General features: G+C 63.1%; 14 protein-coding genes and 1 pseudogene. 6 read left to right on the forward strand and 9 right to left on the reverse strand.

Translation table 11 applies throughout. The annotated features are described in order from the left end of the window. Positions 1 to 4 precede the first annotated feature (4 nt). On the forward strand, positions 5 to 1,522 hold the full coding sequence (locus tag LCM4576_RS32760) for a polysaccharide pyruvyl transferase family protein (protein ID WP_244510977.1): 1,518 nt from the start codon (positions 5 to 7) through the stop codon (positions 1,520 to 1,522). Here LCM4576_RS32760 and LCM4576_RS32765 read toward each other — a convergent pair. The 9 genes and pseudogenes from LCM4576_RS32765 to LCM4576_RS32805 form a co-directional block, all read right to left on the reverse strand. Then, positions 1,424 to 2,890 (reverse strand): lipopolysaccharide biosynthesis protein, encoded by a 1,467-nt coding sequence (locus LCM4576_RS32765; RefSeq protein ID WP_071036431.1) that lies wholly within the window; start codon positions 2,888 to 2,890, stop codon positions 1,424 to 1,426. The genes LCM4576_RS32760 and LCM4576_RS32765 overlap by 99 nt on opposite strands. Next, a complete protein-coding gene (locus LCM4576_RS32770; protein ID WP_071036432.1) occupies positions 2,887 to 4,056 on the reverse strand; it encodes a glycosyltransferase in 1,170 nt (389 codons plus the stop codon). Before LCM4576_RS32770 ends, LCM4576_RS32765 begins: the two co-directional genes overlap by 4 nt. A 165-nt stretch (positions 4,057 to 4,221) precedes the next feature. Continuing rightward, positions 4,222 to 5,301, reverse strand: a complete 1,080-nt coding sequence (locus LCM4576_RS32775) for a glycosyltransferase (protein WP_071036433.1) — start codon at positions 5,299 to 5,301, stop codon at positions 4,222 to 4,224. A gap of 54 nt (positions 5,302 to 5,355) precedes the next feature. Then, the gene (locus LCM4576_RS32780; protein WP_071036434.1) at positions 5,356 to 6,576 is read right to left on the reverse strand and encodes a glycosyltransferase family A protein; all 1,221 of its coding nucleotides are present in this window, start codon (positions 6,574 to 6,576) and stop codon (positions 5,356 to 5,358) included. Between the two features lie 94 nt (positions 6,577 to 6,670). Continuing rightward, the gene (locus LCM4576_RS32785) at positions 6,671 to 8,002 is read right to left on the reverse strand and encodes a UDP-glucose/GDP-mannose dehydrogenase family protein (RefSeq protein ID WP_071036435.1); all 1,332 of its coding nucleotides are present in this window, start codon (positions 8,000 to 8,002) and stop codon (positions 6,671 to 6,673) included. A gap of 74 nt (positions 8,003 to 8,076) precedes the next feature. Then, positions 8,077 to 8,915 (reverse strand): annotated as a pseudogene (locus tag LCM4576_RS32790) (family 16 glycosylhydrolase). 172 nt (positions 8,916 to 9,087) lie between these two features. After that, complete coding sequence (locus LCM4576_RS32795) at positions 9,088 to 9,465, reverse strand: hypothetical protein (protein WP_040988930.1); 378 nt, start codon at positions 9,463 to 9,465, stop codon at positions 9,088 to 9,090. A gap of 124 nt (positions 9,466 to 9,589) precedes the next feature. Further along, positions 9,590 to 10,600: a glycosyltransferase family 2 protein gene (locus LCM4576_RS32800; protein WP_071036436.1), complete on the reverse strand. Its 1,011-nt coding sequence runs from the start codon at positions 10,598 to 10,600 to the stop codon at positions 9,590 to 9,592. A 46-nt stretch (positions 10,601 to 10,646) separates the two neighbouring features. Beyond that, the gene (locus tag LCM4576_RS32805) at positions 10,647 to 11,879 is read right to left on the reverse strand and encodes a nucleotidyltransferase family protein (RefSeq protein WP_083361601.1); all 1,233 of its coding nucleotides are present in this window, start codon (positions 11,877 to 11,879) and stop codon (positions 10,647 to 10,649) included. A 500-nt stretch (positions 11,880 to 12,379) separates the two neighbouring features. Here LCM4576_RS32805 and LCM4576_RS36170 point away from each other — a divergent pair, with 500 nt between their 5' ends. From LCM4576_RS36170 to LCM4576_RS32825, 5 genes are all read left to right on the forward strand, one after another. Beyond that, positions 12,380 to 12,532, forward strand: coding sequence for a lasso RiPP family leader peptide-containing protein (locus LCM4576_RS36170; RefSeq protein WP_095769314.1), 153 nt, complete (start codon positions 12,380 to 12,382; stop codon positions 12,530 to 12,532). Positions 12,533 to 12,688: 156 nt separating this feature from the next. Next, on the forward strand, positions 12,689 to 12,988 hold the full coding sequence (locus LCM4576_RS32810) for a PqqD family protein (RefSeq protein ID WP_040988730.1): 300 nt from the start codon (positions 12,689 to 12,691) through the stop codon (positions 12,986 to 12,988). A gap of 25 nt (positions 12,989 to 13,013) precedes the next feature. Then, positions 13,014 to 13,388, forward strand: coding sequence for a lasso peptide biosynthesis B2 protein (locus tag LCM4576_RS32815; RefSeq protein WP_082037341.1), 375 nt, complete (start codon positions 13,014 to 13,016; stop codon positions 13,386 to 13,388). A 3-nt stretch (positions 13,389 to 13,391) separates the two neighbouring features. After that, a complete protein-coding gene (locus tag LCM4576_RS32820; RefSeq protein WP_071036438.1) occupies positions 13,392 to 15,305 on the forward strand; it encodes a lasso peptide isopeptide bond-forming cyclase in 1,914 nt (637 codons plus the stop codon). Further along, on the forward strand, positions 15,302 to 16,282 hold the full coding sequence (locus LCM4576_RS32825; protein WP_071036439.1) for a serine kinase: 981 nt from the start codon (positions 15,302 to 15,304) through the stop codon (positions 16,280 to 16,282). Before LCM4576_RS32820 ends, LCM4576_RS32825 begins: the two co-directional genes overlap by 4 nt.

Here is a 16,282-nt window from a genome sequence, read left to right on the forward strand (position 1 = left end):
CTGCTTGGCGTCGATCTGGATTCCTCATTGGCTGCCAGCGTGGCGCACCACGCCAGGATCGCGACGCGGATCGCGTGGCAACACTTCGGCAAAACATGCCGTTTTAACCGCCGCTGGCCTGGCGACGGACGCGAAACGAGGTTTCCCCATGAAAGTCGTGATCGAAAACACGGTGTGTCTGAACACGGGCGATGCCGCGATCCTCTTGGCTATCCGCCATATTCTCAGATCGATCGCCGGCGGCGATGTGCAGTTCCTGGTTTTCGACAGTCAGCCCGACGTCGCGGCCAGGCTTTACCCGAAGAAAGATTACCCGGATCTCGAATTCCACAAGCTGTTGTCGGAATCCCTATTCAAGGATCAGCGTGGCGGCGGGATCAAGGGCCGGCTCAAGTMAATCTACAATCGGGGAGTCTGGCGCGCCTTGCGTCGCTTCGCGCAAACCGGCGCCGCCGGCAGCGTTTTCYTCAGCCAGGACGACCGCCGCGGCCTTGAAGCCTATGCGAACGCCGACCTGGTGGTGACGACAGGCGGAACCTATCTCGTCGAGAATTACGATCTTGAAAAGCGCCTCAATCAATTCCGCATCGACGCGATGTTGGGAAAGGACCCAATCTTCTTCACGCAGTCGCTCGGCCCGTTCAAGAAAAGCTACAATCGCCAGGAACTGGGCCCGATCTTTGACCGGGCTCCGCTCATCCTGCTGCGTGACGAGCGATCCCGAAACCACATACTGGACCTGGTGAAGGACCCGGGCAAATGCCATGTGGTCGCCGATGCCGTGTTTGCCCTGGCGGATTCCGACAGGATCAAGAAACTTCTCGGCACCGCGCCGGCGCCGACGGGCCRTGTCGCCATTTCCGTTCGCCACTGGAGCTTCGTCAGCGACGGTGAGGATGGCATGCGCCGCTATCTCGATTCGATCCGGGAGATCGCCACAATTCTTGTCAGAGACCACGCCAAAGAGGTGACCTTCGTCTCAACCTGCCAGGGCGTGCCGGAATATGCCCATGACGACGCCAAGACTGCGAGGGCGGTCGTGGGCGGACTCGACCCGGAGATCGCCAAACACGTCAATGTCGACGCCGCATTTCATACGCCCGACCAACTGATGTCGCTGGTGAAGGATTGCRACTTCGTCGTCGCGACGCGCATGCATATGATGATCATGTCGCTTTGCGTCGGCACGCCTGTGCTGCCGATCRCCTATGAATTCAAGACGAAGGAAGTCGCCAAGCGCATCGGCGTCGCCGACCTTCTGCTCGACATCGATACTGTGACGCCGTCKGAAGCAGCCGAAAAACTCGGCAGATTCATCGGCAATCTGGACCACTATCGGYGGGCAAGCCTCGAGGCGGTTCTAGATGAGCATGCGTCGGCAATGTCGGCAACGAGGCAGTTGTCGTCCGTGATAGGCAGCCGCTCACCCAATGTTGCCGGCAACGTTGGCAAGAGTGGCGAGCAGCACCCTGCGCGACTGCGGAACAGCAAGCATGAGGRCCAGGGCGAACCCGTAATTTAGGGCGATCGCCGCAAGGATCGCGAGCAGGTCCGACTGATTGGTCAGCAACGCCGGCAGCGACAGGTACGAGAGCCAGGCGAGCAGCGACGAGACGATGAAGAGCCCCTGTATGCCCAGGAAATCGCCGGCTGTCACCGGGCCGACACGATGGATCATGGCGGCAAGCACCGGGACGCGCAGCACATAACCGCTGATGGCATAGGCGGCCGCGACGCCRATCGCCCCCCAATGCAGGCCGACGATGAACGAGGCGACCGTCGTCAGCGACGAATAGATGCCCCAATGGAACATCGTCTTCGTCTTGCCCTGGCAGATGAATATCCACCCCGTGGTGCTCGATACGGACTGCATCAGGCCGGCGATGCCCAGCCAGGCGAAAATCGGCGCCACAGCCATCCAACGCTCGCCGAAGAGAAGCCTGACCACCTGCTCCGAAGTCAGCGTCAGCGTCGCAATGCCGGGCATGGTGATGACGGCCAGCAGCCAGTTTGTACGGACGTAGATGTCTCGAAAGCGCTGCTTGTCCTCATGGATGYGGCTGAGAAGCGGCACCATGATACGCGTCAGCGGCTGGTTGATGTTCTKCAGCGGAAAGAGGAGCAGCTTGTAGGCGCGATCATAGTAGCCCAGTTCGACCGCGCCGGAATATTTTCCGATGAGGATGTTGTCGAGGTTGCGGGAGAGAAAATTGACAAGGTTGAAGCCCGTGAGGTTCGCGCCGAACCTGAATATGTCGCCGTCGATCTTCAGATTCGGCCAGGACGGCACCCAGCGCGTCACCAACCAGCCGGCAGCCAGCGCTACGACGGCTGAAACAGCCGGCCCCAAAACCAGCGACCAATAGCCAAGCCCGCAATACGCCGCGGTTGCGGTGGCGAGCAGGCCGACGGCCGCGGTGATTGTGTCGTTGAGCGCAAGCTGGCCGAATTGCAGATGGCGGTTCATCAGGGCAAGCGGCACGGCGGCAAGACTGCCAAAAAGCAGCGGCACGGCGGAAGCAAGTGTTATTCCCCACATTCGCTGGTCRCCGTAGAAGGCGGCAATGGCGGGGGCCAGGCAAGCCACGACCGCCCCGGCGCACAGGCCGACAACCGCGCTCAGCCAGAAGACCTGRTTGAGTTGCCGCTGATCGATCTCCTTGCGCTGGATGACCGCCTGCTGGAGGCCGAGATCCTGGAGCAGGCCGACAAACGCCACGATCGGTCCCACGGAAGCCACCAGGCCGAAATCCTCGGGAACAAGCAGCCGGGCAAGGATGACGACCGAAAGGAACTGGATCGCTATCTTGAAGCCTTGGGCGCCAGCCGTGACCAGGCCGCCGCGCAAGGCAACGCGACCGAATTGAGGGGGCGGCGGGTTGGCGTTCATGTGACGGATCCGGTCTCCCCCAGCCGCGCGACGATCCGCGCAAAGCGTTCGTTCAAGATATCAGCATTGAAATCCGCCTCGACCTTCCGTCGGGCGGCAAGCGCTATCGGCTCGCACAGGCCCGGGTTCTCGGCGATCCAGGCGAGCTTGCCGGYAAGCGCAGCGACGTCCCGTTCGGGTACGAGGAAGCCTGTCTTGTGATCCTCGATCAGCTCKGGAATCCCCGAATGATAGGTGCTGACAGCGATCAGGCCGCCGGCCATCGCCTCCATGAGCGCAACGGGGATTCCTTCCAGATCGCCGTCCCGCCCGGCGACGCTTGGCAGAAGGAAGACATCCGCCTCACGCAGACGCTGCTTCACCTCGTCATGCGGACGCGGTCCGAGGAAAGTCACCCTGTCGGCAATACCGAGGTCGATGGCAGTGCGCTTCAACTGCTCCAACAATTCCCCGCCGCCGATCACCGAATAGATCCAGTCGCGATGCGGCAGGCGGGCGAGCGCGCGAAGCGCATATTCGGTCCCTTTTTTCTCGGTCAGCCGGCACACCGAGATGAAGGACAGCGTACGTCCCTGCCAGGAGCGCCAGCGATATTCGATCTCGCCAGGGCGAACGCCCATGTGGTGGACCGCGACCTGCGCCGGCTCGGCGCCGGCATCGATCAGGGCCTGGYGGAAGAACGCATTCACAGGCAGTTGGAGAGCCCCTTGTTCAAAAACGGGCCTGTAGTAGCCGAGTGCGTTGTCATGCATCGGCCTGCCGACATCTGTGCCGTGGAAAATGGTCACCAAAGGCGCGGAAATCCTGCGCCGCTTCATGATGCGGGCGACGCGCAGGCCGTTATGGCCAAAATGCGCCACGATCACATCGACGTTTCGCAGCTTGTGCGCGTTAGCCAAGTCGATGAAGGTCGAAAGCTTGTCCCAAAACCTGCCGRACCATTTCCTGAGCAACGAGCGGTAGCGACTGAGGCCACCCCACCAGGAAACGACGGGCCCGGGCAATGTCCGCCAAYGTGCATCGTCCACGTTGCTGTCCTTGCCAAAGGCCATCTCGTTGCAGACGACACTGACTTCCATCTCTCTCTCGAGGCATCCGGCAATCTGATCGAGCACGAATGTCTCGGACAGGGTGGGAAACTTGTCGACTACGAAACAGATCCTCATCGRCAGGGTGTTCTCGCCCGGATCAGGCTGGAAACGTCGCCGGYAAAGCCTGACACATGCGGCATGAACTTTGACTCCTGTCGGCACAACCTAGTATGAGCAATGCTGCGTCGCAACAATTTTGGTGCAGCGCARCAAATCAACTTTGTCTTCCAGCTCGCCAAACTACGCAGCGCGGCGAACGCCTTGCCGGGCCGCCCTTTCGAGCAGATCGAGAAACACCACCAATTGCCGCGCGGGATCGAGCTCCGGGCGTTTGGAGAAGGCGAGTGCCGCGGCCGAAAGCCGGTCGTATTCCTGGCGATCGTTCCACAGGCGCCTTACCGCCGCGGCCCAGTCGGCGAGCGGCGCGTCATAGTCGAGCACCACGCCCCCCGGACCGATCGCCTCGGGCAAGCCGCCGCGCCGCGATCCGACGACAGGGATGCCGCTGCAATGCGCCTCGGACGCGACTCGGCCCCAGGCCTCCTCCCATTTGCTCGGCGCAAGCAGGATCCTGGTACGRCCATAGACCGTCTTCATGTCGTTGGTGCGGTTTTCGAGCGTGACGTTGCCGAGCGGCGCGATGGTCTTCTCGACACGGGCGCGATGGTCGTCGTCCAGCTTCCAGCTCTCAACGAAGAGGAAGGGGATCTCCGGACAGGCGGCCGCAATCCTCACAGCCAGATCGAACCCCTTTTCCTCGTAGGGATTGATCATGGTGACGAATTCGCCGGTGGTGTGCGTGCAATAGAGGGCGTCGTTGATGGTCGGCGGAAGCACGACGGACTCGATGCCGAATTTTTCCTTGTAGACGCGCGCGGTGAACTCCGAATTGGCGATGTAAAGCGCCGAACCGAGTTCGCGCGGATCGCCGGCGAGCTCGTGAAACTCGACATTGTGCAGATAGACGACCAGCGGCACGCTTTCGGCAAGGAGCGCCTTTCCGAGCAGGACGGATTTGTGGCACTGCACGACGGCGACATCGGGCCTGGTTTTCCTGACGGCGAAGCCGGCCGCCTCCCAGGGGAACCAGGCGCGCAACACCGGATAGCCGGGAAAATTGTCGACGACCGCGGGCTGCCGCAACAGCTTCATCTTGGCGCGTGCCTTGAAGCCGAACATGCCGTCGCCGAACAGCGAGGCGAGGACCGATGCCTGGTGGCCATGCTCGATCAGCTGTTCGACCAGATGATGGGTGTTGGATTGCACGCCGCCGGTGAACTCGGGAATGTATCCATTGCCGCTTGCAAAAAGCACTTTCATCGGTTGGCYCCTAATTCGGTCCAGCGTTGTCCGGCGGCGCTCGATTGCAGGTCGTCAGCTTGCACTGCGTRGCAACGGAAGCTTCGACGTCATTGCCCGGCAGAGGCGGCTGACCGAGCCTGAAAGAGACAGCGTCGAGTACTCCCGCAAGAGCTTCGATGCAGGAACGAATTTTCCCGCCTTCAAATCGCGGGCGAGAAAATGCGGGAAGGAGTGCATGTATTCCCTGACGATGTCGGCCTTCAGCGGACCTGGCTTCCATRCCTTCACAGCCGAGACGAATTCGTCGGCGGGGGCGGTGGCCAAGCCCGTGTCATAGGCTTCGAAGGTGCGCCGCACGATGGCGYGTTCCTTGTCGCTGAGCGACGTCTTTCCGGCTCGCTCGGCAAGCTGGGCGTAGCGGCGGATGTCCGCGGCCGCATGATGCCATAGCCCCTTCCTCGCCATGATGCTCGAGCGCTGCAGCACCGCCTGCATTTCGAGATCGGCCGTTTTCGGCAAGGCCTGTTCCGGGCGATCGAGATATTCGTGGAGATCGACCGACTTGTAGATCTCTTCCATGATCACGCGGTCGTACGAGCCCCAGGCCTTTATCCGGTCGGTGTAGGAAATCACCACCTTGGTGCTGCCGCGGACCATGTCGTGCTGGCGCTGGAAGAACATCAGGCCGTCGACCCGGATCGCCTTGAACCGGCGAGCGAGCCTCAACATCATCTCATAGTCCTGCGACCGGACCAGGGTCTCGTTGAAGCCTCCCACCTCGTCATAGCATTCGCGGCGCACCAGGAGACCGGGTTGGTGGACGTGGCAATATTCGAGGTGGGAGGGGAAGAAATTGTCCGGGGTGACGTGGCCGAAGGCGACGATCTCGTAATCCTGCTCCTCGATCTGGGCCGAGCGCTGGAAGCGCGCATATTCGCCAAAGGCGAAATCGGCGTCCGGTTCCCGCTCGAAGGCGGCGAGAAACCGTTCCAGCGCCGTCGGATGCGCGACGTCGTCGTCGTCGAATATCCAGACGAAATCGCCCGTGCAGTGCTTCAGGGCGAAATTCAGCGCCGTCGACTTGCCGCCGTTTTCCTTGCGGTGATATTCCACCGGGGCCGCGAACGAGGCGGCGACCGCACCAGTATTATCGGTCGAACCGTCGTCCACGATCAGGATTTGATCCGGCACCACAGTCTGCCGCAGCAGGCTGCCAATGCATTCGGGCAGGAACTTCTCCCGATTGAAGGTGGGGACGATGACGGTGACTGTGGGTCTCTGCCGCGAAGCCATTGGTGACCTCATTATTTTATTGCCGATGCGCCGTTCGYCGGCGTTGTGTCGCGGACGTGGCGACGACAATTGTCCTCGAGGCAGGCAGCCATCGTCATGCCGCCATCCTGCCGATCGAGAAATATTCGATGCCGTAGCGCGCGATCACCTTGGGATCGTAGAGATTGCGGCCGTCGAAGATGACCGGCGTCGTCAGCGCATCCTTGAGCGCGTCGAAGGACGGCGCGCGGAAGCTCTTCCATTCGGTGCAAATCAGCAGCGCGTCGGCGCCGCGAAGTGCCGCCTCCTTGGTGCCGCACAAAAGCAGATCCTCGCGCAGGCCGTAGATCGCCTGGCACTCCTGCATCGCCTCGGGATCGTAGGCCTGCACCTTGGCGCCGGCCGCCCATAGCGCTTCCATCAGCGTGCGCGACGGCGCCTCGCGCATGTCGTCGGTGTTGGGCTTGAAGGCCARCCCCCAGACGGCAAACGTCTTGCCCCTGAGAGCGCCCTTGAAATAATGGTTGACCTTGTCGAACAGGACCGACTTCTGCGCATTGTTGCGCTCCTCGACGGCGCGCAGCAATTTGGCGTCGAACTTGACGCCCTCGGCGGTCTTGATCAGCGCGCGCACATCCTTCGGGAAGCAGGAGCCGCCATAGCCGAGACCGGGATAGATGAAGTGGTAGCCGATGCGCGGATCCGAGCCGATGCCMTTGCGCACCTCCTCGATGTCGGCACCCAGCTGCTCGGCGAGATTGGCCATCTCGTTCATGAAGCTGATCTTGGTCGCCAGCATGCAATTGRCTGCGTATTTGGTGAATTCGGCGCTGCGCACATCCATCACGATCATCTTCTCGTGATTGCGGTTGAAGGGCGCGTAGAGCTCGCGCATCACCATCTCGGTGTCCTCGCTGGAGGTGCCGACGATGATGCGGTCCGGCTTCATGCAGTCGGCGACCGCCGAGCCTTCCTTGAGGAATTCGGGGTTCGAGGCGACATCGAAGGCGAGGTCCTCGCGGCCGCGCTTCTTCAGCGTCTCGGCGATCCTGGCCTTCACCTTTTCGCAAGTGCCGACCGGCACGGTCGACTTGCCGACGACGATCTTGGGGCTGTCCATCTCGCGGCCGATGGTCTCGGCGACGGCGAGCACATATTTCAGATCGGCCGAGCCATCCTCGCCGGGCGGCGTGCCGACCGCGATCATCTGGATCTGGCCATGCCTGACCGCCGCTGCCGCGTCCGTGGTGAAGCGGATGCGGCCGGCCGCGTGGTTTTCCTTGACGAGGCTTTCGAGGCCCGGTTCGAAAATCGGGATCAAACCCTGGTTGAGCCGCTCCACCTTCTTCTCGTCGATATCGACGCACACCACCTCGTGTCCGACCTCGGCAAGCACAGCGGCCTGGACGAGACCGACGTAACCAATCCCAAACACCGTCAAATTCATTTTGGTTCTATTCCTGTCAAAGGCCGGGCCGCAAAAGCGGTCCGGCCGGTTCAGATGTCCCCAGGTCCAACGGCCTAGTTGCTGTTACTTATGCTGCATGCCAGCGATTCCGGAAACTGGCATGGCTGGCCCAGGGCGGTGAAAGCGACGCGCTTGACCTGCATGGTCACCTTGCTGCCTGGATCGGTGAAGGCGCCCATCCAGTTGGTCAGCTTGTCGCTGCCCCAGAGGCTGAAGAGATCTTCTGCGAATGCCTCGGCAGCTCGTCCGGGTTGGTCACTTCATGGACGAGCTTGCCGTTGACGTACCAGCGCAGCCGGTCCTTTTCCCAGACAAAGCCGTAATCGTTGAAGCCCTTGTCGGCGCCGCCCTCGACGTCGACCAGCTTGCCGTTCTTCGGCTTGCCCTGGATGTAGCTGTTGACCTGCACTTTCGATGGATCCTTGGTAAGGACCTCGAAGTCGATCTCGTCCCAGGGCTGTTTGTCCTGCGGGCCGATATAGGAGAAGAAGGCGGCGTTGAGGCCGGAGCCGGTGCCGGTCTTCATGCGCGCCTCGTAGACGCCGTAGCCGAAGCGCTGCTTGGTCTGGATCYCGGCACAGGCGAAATCTCGGTCCTTCAGCTTGCGCTTTTCGAAGCCCAGCGACAGCACGCCGTCGGAAAGCCGCACGAGATCCTTCGACCAGGTGCAGTTCTGATGGGCGCCATTGGTCCAGCCGTCCGAGACGAACCAGCGGGACTGGTTGAAATTCGAGAAATTGTCGACGAAGGATGGTGCGCTTTGYAGCTCTTGCTGCGCCTCTTGCGCATGCGCGGGGTGCAGGCTTGCCGCAAGGGCCACCGTAGCCGCAACCAGGGCTCCGACGAAGCCTAGCCTCAGGCTGGTCAATCCGCTCCCTGGCGCATGCGACATCGCGCAAGCCGCCATGGTGGAGATGTTGTCCGGATCTGYGTTCATAACAAACTCACCTTGTGTTGTCCGCCCAACCCAAGTCATCCTCGGTTCGCATGAGCGAGCCGCTTCTGATCCTCCGCCCTTTGAACTCCTCTAATGTCTCGTACCGATGACGGCGCCTAACACGTCATCAACCTCTTGCCGTCGCCTGCGCAGCAAGCCGATTGGAACCATCCTCGACGATCGCGTCGAGCGAATGGCGCAGTTCCTTCATCAAACCTTTCTGGCGAGCGAGCTCCGCAATGCGCCGCTCGCAGTTCAGGATCGAACTGGTCATCGCGCTGACATCCGATCCCTTGCTGGCCGACGCCGAACCGTTCTCCATCGCCTCGACCAGAAAGGCCGCGTTGGCGGCCGTCGACTTGTAACGGTTCTCCAGCCCGGTTTTCTCCGCCTCGATCTCCGCCGCGATCTGGTCGAACAGCTTCGCCAGCCGGTCGAAACGCTGAAGATCGGTCTGCCGGTCGCGCGCCGGATCGCGGGATCTGAAGCCAAAAATCGAAGCCATCCTATCGGCCTTTCGAAATTGCTGCATTGCAACATAGACTGCCATTCCAGCAGCGACTAGGCAACATCATAGTTTTGCGAATGCGGATTTTTTGAGGGGCCGCAGCTTCCGGGACGATGCGGGATCACTCGTTTGCCGCATTGGTTGCCGCCATCAGGAAGCGCATCGGCGGTATTTGCTGCCGCGCAACAATCCCGGTGCGGCGGAACAGCGCGTCGAGCTTGTCGGTGGCGACGCCGCGCACGATCGGGATCAGATTCGACTGGCTGGCGAAGGCGTAAGCCGCGGCCGACGCCAGCCCGCGCTCGGCTTTCACGTCAAGGAAGTTGCGTAGCCGGTATTTGTCGCGGACATGGCGCTCGTGGCGCCGCAACGCGGCCTTCGAGCGCTCGGGAAGGCTGTCGATCTCGAGCAGCGCCAGATCGGCATCGGCAAGACGCTTCAAATCCTGCGTCCGGTGGCGACCGCTCAGCGAATCGGCGCGCACGATCGCGCCATAGCCGCAGGACTTGATGACCTTGAAGCGAGCGCCGCAGGCGACAGCGCGCGCGTAGAGCTCGTAGTCCTCGCCAAGCCTGAGGTTCTCGTCGTAGCTCAGCCCATGCCGCTCGAGGAAGGCCCGGCTGATCACCGGCTTGAGGAAGCCCAGTTCGCCGCGCCGCACACGGCGGCGGGAGATGTTGCCGTCGATGAAGCGCTCGAAATCGAGAAATTCCGGCTCGGCCGCGAAAGGCGGCGCGGCGACCTTGGCGAGGTCGGGCGCGGCATCGTCGCGGATCAGCATGATGTTGTCGGCGGCGAAATCCCAGTCGGTGCTGGCGAAAAGCCGGCGAAAGCGGCCTTCCAGGAAGAAATCGTCGGCGTCGAGAATACTGATGAAAGGCGATCTGGAGGCCCGGACGGCGGCGTTGCGCGCCGCGGAAGGACCGCGATTGACGTCGAAGCGGATGACGGCAAGCCGGCCGCTGCCGTCGTCGGCGGCCAAAGCCACATCCCGGGTGTCGTCGGTGGAGGCGTCGTCGACCACGATGACTTCGGCCACTTCCGGCTCGCGCAGCGCCGAAGCAATGGCGGCGGGAATCGTTCGCGCCGCATTGCGCGCGGCGATGATGACGCAGACCCCCAAGGTCGCCATAGGGTTCGCCACTGGGGTCGTCACAGGCGTCGTCACGGGCATGGGCTCACCTTTCGCTTGCATGATTGGCCGCCCCGCCAACGATTTTGATCATTTCGCTCCGTGCCGGCTCGACCATGGCCGGGCGCTCGAAGATACGCCGGCTGAGGTCGGCCGAGGCCGCCCAGCCGGCTTCCGCCAGGTAACGGACCGGCTCGCGACCGCAGAGCTCCCACAGCACATGGCGGCGCTGCGGCCAGCGCAGCGACGCGAGCCACGGCGCCATGACCATGTGGAAGAGGTCGGCGTTGTCGATGCGGGCCAGAATGCGGGTGGCGCGATCCGAAAGCAGCGTGCCGTCGCCGCCGAGCAACACGTCGGCCGCGCGCAATCCCAAGAGCAGTGTGTCCGCCAGGCCCTGTCCGGCTGCGTGGTCGAGCACCCTCTGCTGCTCGGCTTCGTTCAGCCGGCTGGCGCTGGCCCTGACGTCGCAGACATAGCCGGCGCAGGGTTCGCGGTTGAAAAAGGCCTTGGCGACGCTGATCGAGGACAATAGCAGCGTGTCGGCCGCCGAGATCACCGGCATGATGACACCGGCCACCTCGACTCCGCGCTTGYGACGAAGAAAGCCGTCGATGTCGCGCGGGCTCGGCGAGCCCGGCTGCTGCAGCCGGTGATGGAGGTCGACCGTCGAGGCCCTCGCGCCATCGTCGCGAACCATGTGCTGCTCGCCGAGGAAGCGAACCCACCAGACGGAACGGGATTTGCCGGCAATCTCGTAGCCGATCGCCCGCAACGCCTCGCGGGCTTGCCCAAAGCGCGCCGGCGAAACCAGTATGTCGACATCGCCCGATGGCTTCATGAAATGATCGCCATAGAGCAGATGCTGCTGGAGCGGCCCCTTGAGGAAGACGAAATCGACCCGGCTCTCGCGCAGCGCGCGACCGATGGCTATCGAGTCGCCGATGCAGGCGGCGTTCATCGACATCGTGCGTCGACGATAGCCATCGAGCCATCCAGCCAACTCTGCGGGCACAGCATCTGCGGGCCTACGCTTGAGCGCCTTGAGCAGGAACACGGCGACCTTGTTCAGCCTGGCGATATCGGCGACATTGGTCGCCGAGACTGGGGTCGCCGAGATTGGGGAGGCTGAGACTGTCGATGCGGGCAGATCGGCCCGGCCATCGGTGGTGTTGGCTCCTGGCGCGAAAAACAGCCTCAGGCAGGCCTGCACATAGGCGACTTCGTCGGCGCAGCCGGCGGCGCGCAGCCTTTCATAGGAGCCATCCTGCACCGCCATGCCCGATGTCGTTCTCCGCAAAATGCCGCCCGAGGCGCTTATACCGCAACTGCGAAGAAAAGCATCGGAAAAATTAACGCCATCATCCCAGATCCGGACTGAACCGCCTCACGACTGCAACCTCAGCGTTTAAAACTGCTGCGCGCTCAATCACTTTTGAAGACAACTCCGGAGACGTTCCAGCAGGCCGGAATGCGGCGAATTTTTGCAGGAATTTCTTCGCAGGTGCGAGATGCCTTCCTCGCCTTAAAAAATATCATAAATAAATCAAATGCTTATTTGAACAGCGAAGACCCGCGGTTGAATTTCTGAATGGGCAGGGTCTACGATGACGGGGCTTACGCCTTGAYCACCAACGAAGGCGAGCGCAACCAAGAATTGATTAACGCTTGGTAAATCAGGCTTGACTCATGGATGGTGYCGTGCAGCAATCGCATTGCAGCATAGCCATATGCTGGCGGCATTCTGCAGYCGCTTCCAGTCCTTAATTGGAGAGTAAAATGGAACAGAATGTTGAAAAGCATGAGTATGAAACCCCCAGCCTGACGGTTCACGGTTCGATTGAAACGATCACGCAGGGCGGTGCTGGCACGACGGCGCTTGACGCGAGCTTTCCCGCGCACACGCCGGTCGGCGAGCTGACCTTCTCTTAAAGCTTACAGGCATCCGGATGTCTAAGTTGGGGCTCCGGATGCTCTCCAACAGGTGAGCCGGGGGGCTTTTGCCCCCCGGCTTCCTGCCGAGGATCGCCGGCAACCGATCCACGGCGAAAGGCCCTAGGGCGCGGTGGCCAGCAACGAGGTTTTAGGATGGACTGGAACCCCTCGGACCATGACCGCGTGGTCGCGACCGGCGAGGCGGTCGCATGTGAATTCGGCGCCGGACTGGCGCTGCTCCACCTCAAATCCAATGTCTATTACAGCCTGAACGGCGTCGGCGCCTTCATCTGGGAGCAGATCCAGGAGCCGCGATCGATCCTCGATATCCGCGGCGCCGTGCTCGCGCGCTACAATGTCGATGCCGAGCGCTGCAAGGCCGATGTCGAGGGCTTGCTCAAGGGGCTGAGCGAAGCAGGGCTTGCGAGGCTCCACCGTGAGGAACTGGTCTAGGCTCCGCTCGCTGAGCGGCCGGGAGATGCTGTTTCTGGCACGCTGCCTGATGGTGGTGAGCGCGGTGCGGCTTGCGCTGACGCTGTCTTCCTACAACCGTGTCCGCGGCGCGGTCACGCGGCTGGACGCCAGGCGTGACGCCGGCATCGCCGATCTGCGGCGGGTCGCCTGGGGCGTTGCGGCCGCGGCGCGGCTCGTGCCGGGCGCCACTTGCCTCACCCAGGCGCTGGCCGGGCAATATCTGCTCGCCCGCCAAGGCAACGCCTCGAAGATCAGCATCGGCATCGAGAAAGGGACCGGCAGCACGCTCAAGGCGCATGCCTGGCTGATGAGCGGCAACCACATCGTGCTCGGCGGCACGATCAAGGGATTTGCCCATCTTGTCGACCATGGGTCGTGAGCGATGAGCGGCGTCGCCGGACTCGTGCATGGCGACAATGGCCGGCCCGCCGGGGCCGGCGATATCCAAGAGATGCTTTCGCGCATGCGCCACCGCGCCCGCGACGGCAGCTCGTGGTGGACCGAGGGCAGCGTGGCGCTCGGCCACGCCTGGCTCGACACGACCGGTGAGGACGGCCCCGGCCCGATGACGATGGCCGGGGGCAAGCTCGCCATCACCGCCGACTGCCGGCTGGACAATCGCGACGAGCTTCTGGCCCGGCTCGGCCTGCGCGACCGGTCGATCGCCGACGCAGTGCTCATCATGCGCGCCTACCTCAAATGGGGCGAAGCCTGCCCGACCTATCTGCAGGGCGATTTCGCCTTCGCGATATGGGACGGCGAGCGCCGGGCGCTGTTTTGCGCGCGCGACCATTTCGGCGTCAAACCTTTCTACTATCATTCGACCGGCAAACGCTTTGCGTTCGCCTCGGAGATCGGACCGATCCTGGCGCTGGACGGCGTCGGCAGGCGCCTCAGCGAGCACCAGATTTCCGGCTTCCTCGCCGGTCTGCCGGACGATACGCAGGCCACGCCCTATGCCGAGATCTTCCGCCTGCCGGCACGGCACAGCATGACGGTCGCGGACCGCCAGGTGACGCTGCGGCGCTACTGGCAGATCGAGCCGTCGCAACGGCCGCCGCGTTCGGACGTGGCCGAGGAATTCAAGCATCTCTTCGCGCAATCGGTGGAGAACCGGATGCGCGGCACGCCGGCCGTCGGCGCCATGCTGAGCGGCGGGCTCGATTCCYCCTCGATCGCTTGCGTTGCCGGTCTTCGCGCGGCGGCGCAGCGCAATCCGAAGCTCAAGACCTTCTCGCTGGTCTTCGGCAAGGGCTCGCCGATGGACGAAAAGCCGTTCATCGATGCAGTCCTCGCCGACAATCYGCTCGATGCCACGCTGATATCGGTGGGCAATTACGCGCCCTTCGCCGAATTCGAGCGCATCCTGGAGGAGCAGGAAGGCACGTTCCTGGCGCCCGGCCTGTCGCTGACGCGCGACCTTTACMGCACCGCCGGCGCAAAGGGCGTCAAAGTGCTTCTCGACGGGCATGGCGGCGACGAGGTCGTCTCGCAGGGCCATGGACACCTTCATGAACTCGCCAATGCCGGCAGGTGGCTGGAGCTGTGGCGCGAGCTGCGCAGCGCCGCAAACACCTATGGCGAGGGCATGCTCTCGCTCTATTTCAAGTTCCTGACCATCTACGGACCGGCCTGGCGGATCGTCCGGATGAGGTCGATGGCCAGACGCATCGTCGGCAAGGCGCGGCGCAGGCCGGCGCAAGCGGCGCGCGCCGCCTGGACGGGCCTGGTCAACCCGGAGCTTGCCAGGCGCACCGATCTTGCCGAGCGTTTCCATCGCAGCGGCCACATGCCGACAGCCGTCAGCGCCAGCGAAGCGCTGACGCATCGCTGGCTTCTGTCTACCGGACTGGTGCCGCACGCCTTCGAAGTGCTCGACAAGGCCGCAGCCAATTTCGGCGTGGAGCCTCGTTATCCGTTCTGGGACAAGCCGCTCATCGAATTCTGCCTGGCATTGCCCGGCGAGGAAAAGCTCAAGGACGGCTTCGGCCGCCATGTGCTGCGCCGGGCCATGCAAGGCGTTCTGCCGCCGGCGGTGCAGTGGCGGCGCGACAAGATCGATTTCACCGCCAACCTGGTCAAAGGCATGCTCGGCAATCATCGCGAGCTTCTGGACAGGCTGCTGATTTCGGACAGCGAGCGGATCGCGCCCTATGTCAACCTGCCTGAAGTGAACGCGGTCTACGAGCGCCTGCTCAGCCAACCCGAGCAGGCGACGCTGCCGGACGTCCAGCATGTCTGGCGCTCGGTGTCGCTGTCGCTGTGGTTGCGGCAAGTCCAAGGAAGCCCTGCATGAACTTTTCGATCGCTTCCCTTGAGCGGCAGGAGCCCGCCGCTGAAACAGCGGCGCCGGCGGGACGTGTGCACCATTTCTACAGGGCCTACGGGCTGATCGTGAGCTCGGAAGTGAGCTTGCCGGAACTGGAACCGACGGCGCCGACGACGCCCGACCTGGAGATCGCGGTCGGGCCGGTCGATTTTCCGGACGGTGCATCGCCGGGCGCCACGGCGTTCCGTTTCGAGCCGACGCGCCAATATCTTTCATGGCAGGCGGTCGRCACCTTCATGATCAGCGGCGCCAGCCGGATCGATGTCGATCCTGCGCCGGGGGTCGACGACCCGCTGCTTGCCTTTCCGCTGCTYGGGCCGGTGATGGCGCTCGCCCTGCATCGGCGCGGGTTGCTCGTCCTGCATGCCAGCGCCATTGCCGTCGGCGGCAAGAGCGTGATCTTCATGGGCGACAAGGGCGCCGGCAAATCGACGACGGCGGGCGCGATGATCCGCGCCGGCCATCGGCTGCTCACCGACGACGTCGTGGCGCTGGATTTGTCCGATCCCGAGCGGCCGATGATCCTGCCCGGATTTCCGCAGCTCAAGCTCGCCGCGGATGCAGCCGGCGCCATCCGCCTCGAGCAGGCGGAGGTGCGCCCGCAGGTGCATCCGCAAATCGACAAGGCGCAGCATCGGCTGCGCGACGGATTTGCCGCCGAAGCAGTGCCGGTGTCGCGCCTCTATGTGCTCGAGCGCGGCGCGCGAGCGGCGATCTCGCCGCTGACCGGGGGCGCCGCGCTGCCGGCGATCATCAAATTCTCCTATGTCACGCGGTTCGGCCGCCAGGCGCTGCCGGGCGACCTTGCCGCCGCGCATCTGCGCCAATGCGCGCGGGTTGCCGGGCAAATCGGCGTCAGCCGCCTCGAAGTGCCGGCCGGATTAGCCCGGATCGACGAAGCGGTTGCCGCGATCGAAGCCGACCTGGCGTCCGGGACAAGGTGA

This window comes from Mesorhizobium sp. LCM 4576 (assembly GCF_001854815.1).
Lineage (GTDB): Bacteria > Pseudomonadota > Alphaproteobacteria > Rhizobiales > Rhizobiaceae > Mesorhizobium > Mesorhizobium plurifarium.

Bases quoted from the DNA above. Each gene is read 5' to 3' on its own strand.
- LCM4576_RS36170 (WP_095769314.1), top strand. From the start codon at position 12,380: ATGGAACAGAATGTTGAAAAGCATGAGTATGAAACCCCCAGCCTGACG.
- LCM4576_RS32795 (WP_040988930.1), bottom strand. From the start codon at position 9,465: ATGGCTTCGATTTTTGGCTTCAGATCCCGCGATCCGGCGCGCGACCGG.
- LCM4576_RS32810 (WP_040988730.1), top strand. From the start codon at position 12,689: ATGGACTGGAACCCCTCGGACCATGACCGCGTGGTCGCGACCGGCGAG.
- LCM4576_RS32815 (WP_082037341.1), top strand. From the start codon at position 13,014: ATGCTGTTTCTGGCACGCTGCCTGATGGTGGTGAGCGCGGTGCGGCTT.
- LCM4576_RS32800 (WP_071036436.1), bottom strand. From the start codon at position 10,600: ATGGCGACCTTGGGGGTCTGCGTCATCATCGCCGCGCGCAATGCGGCG.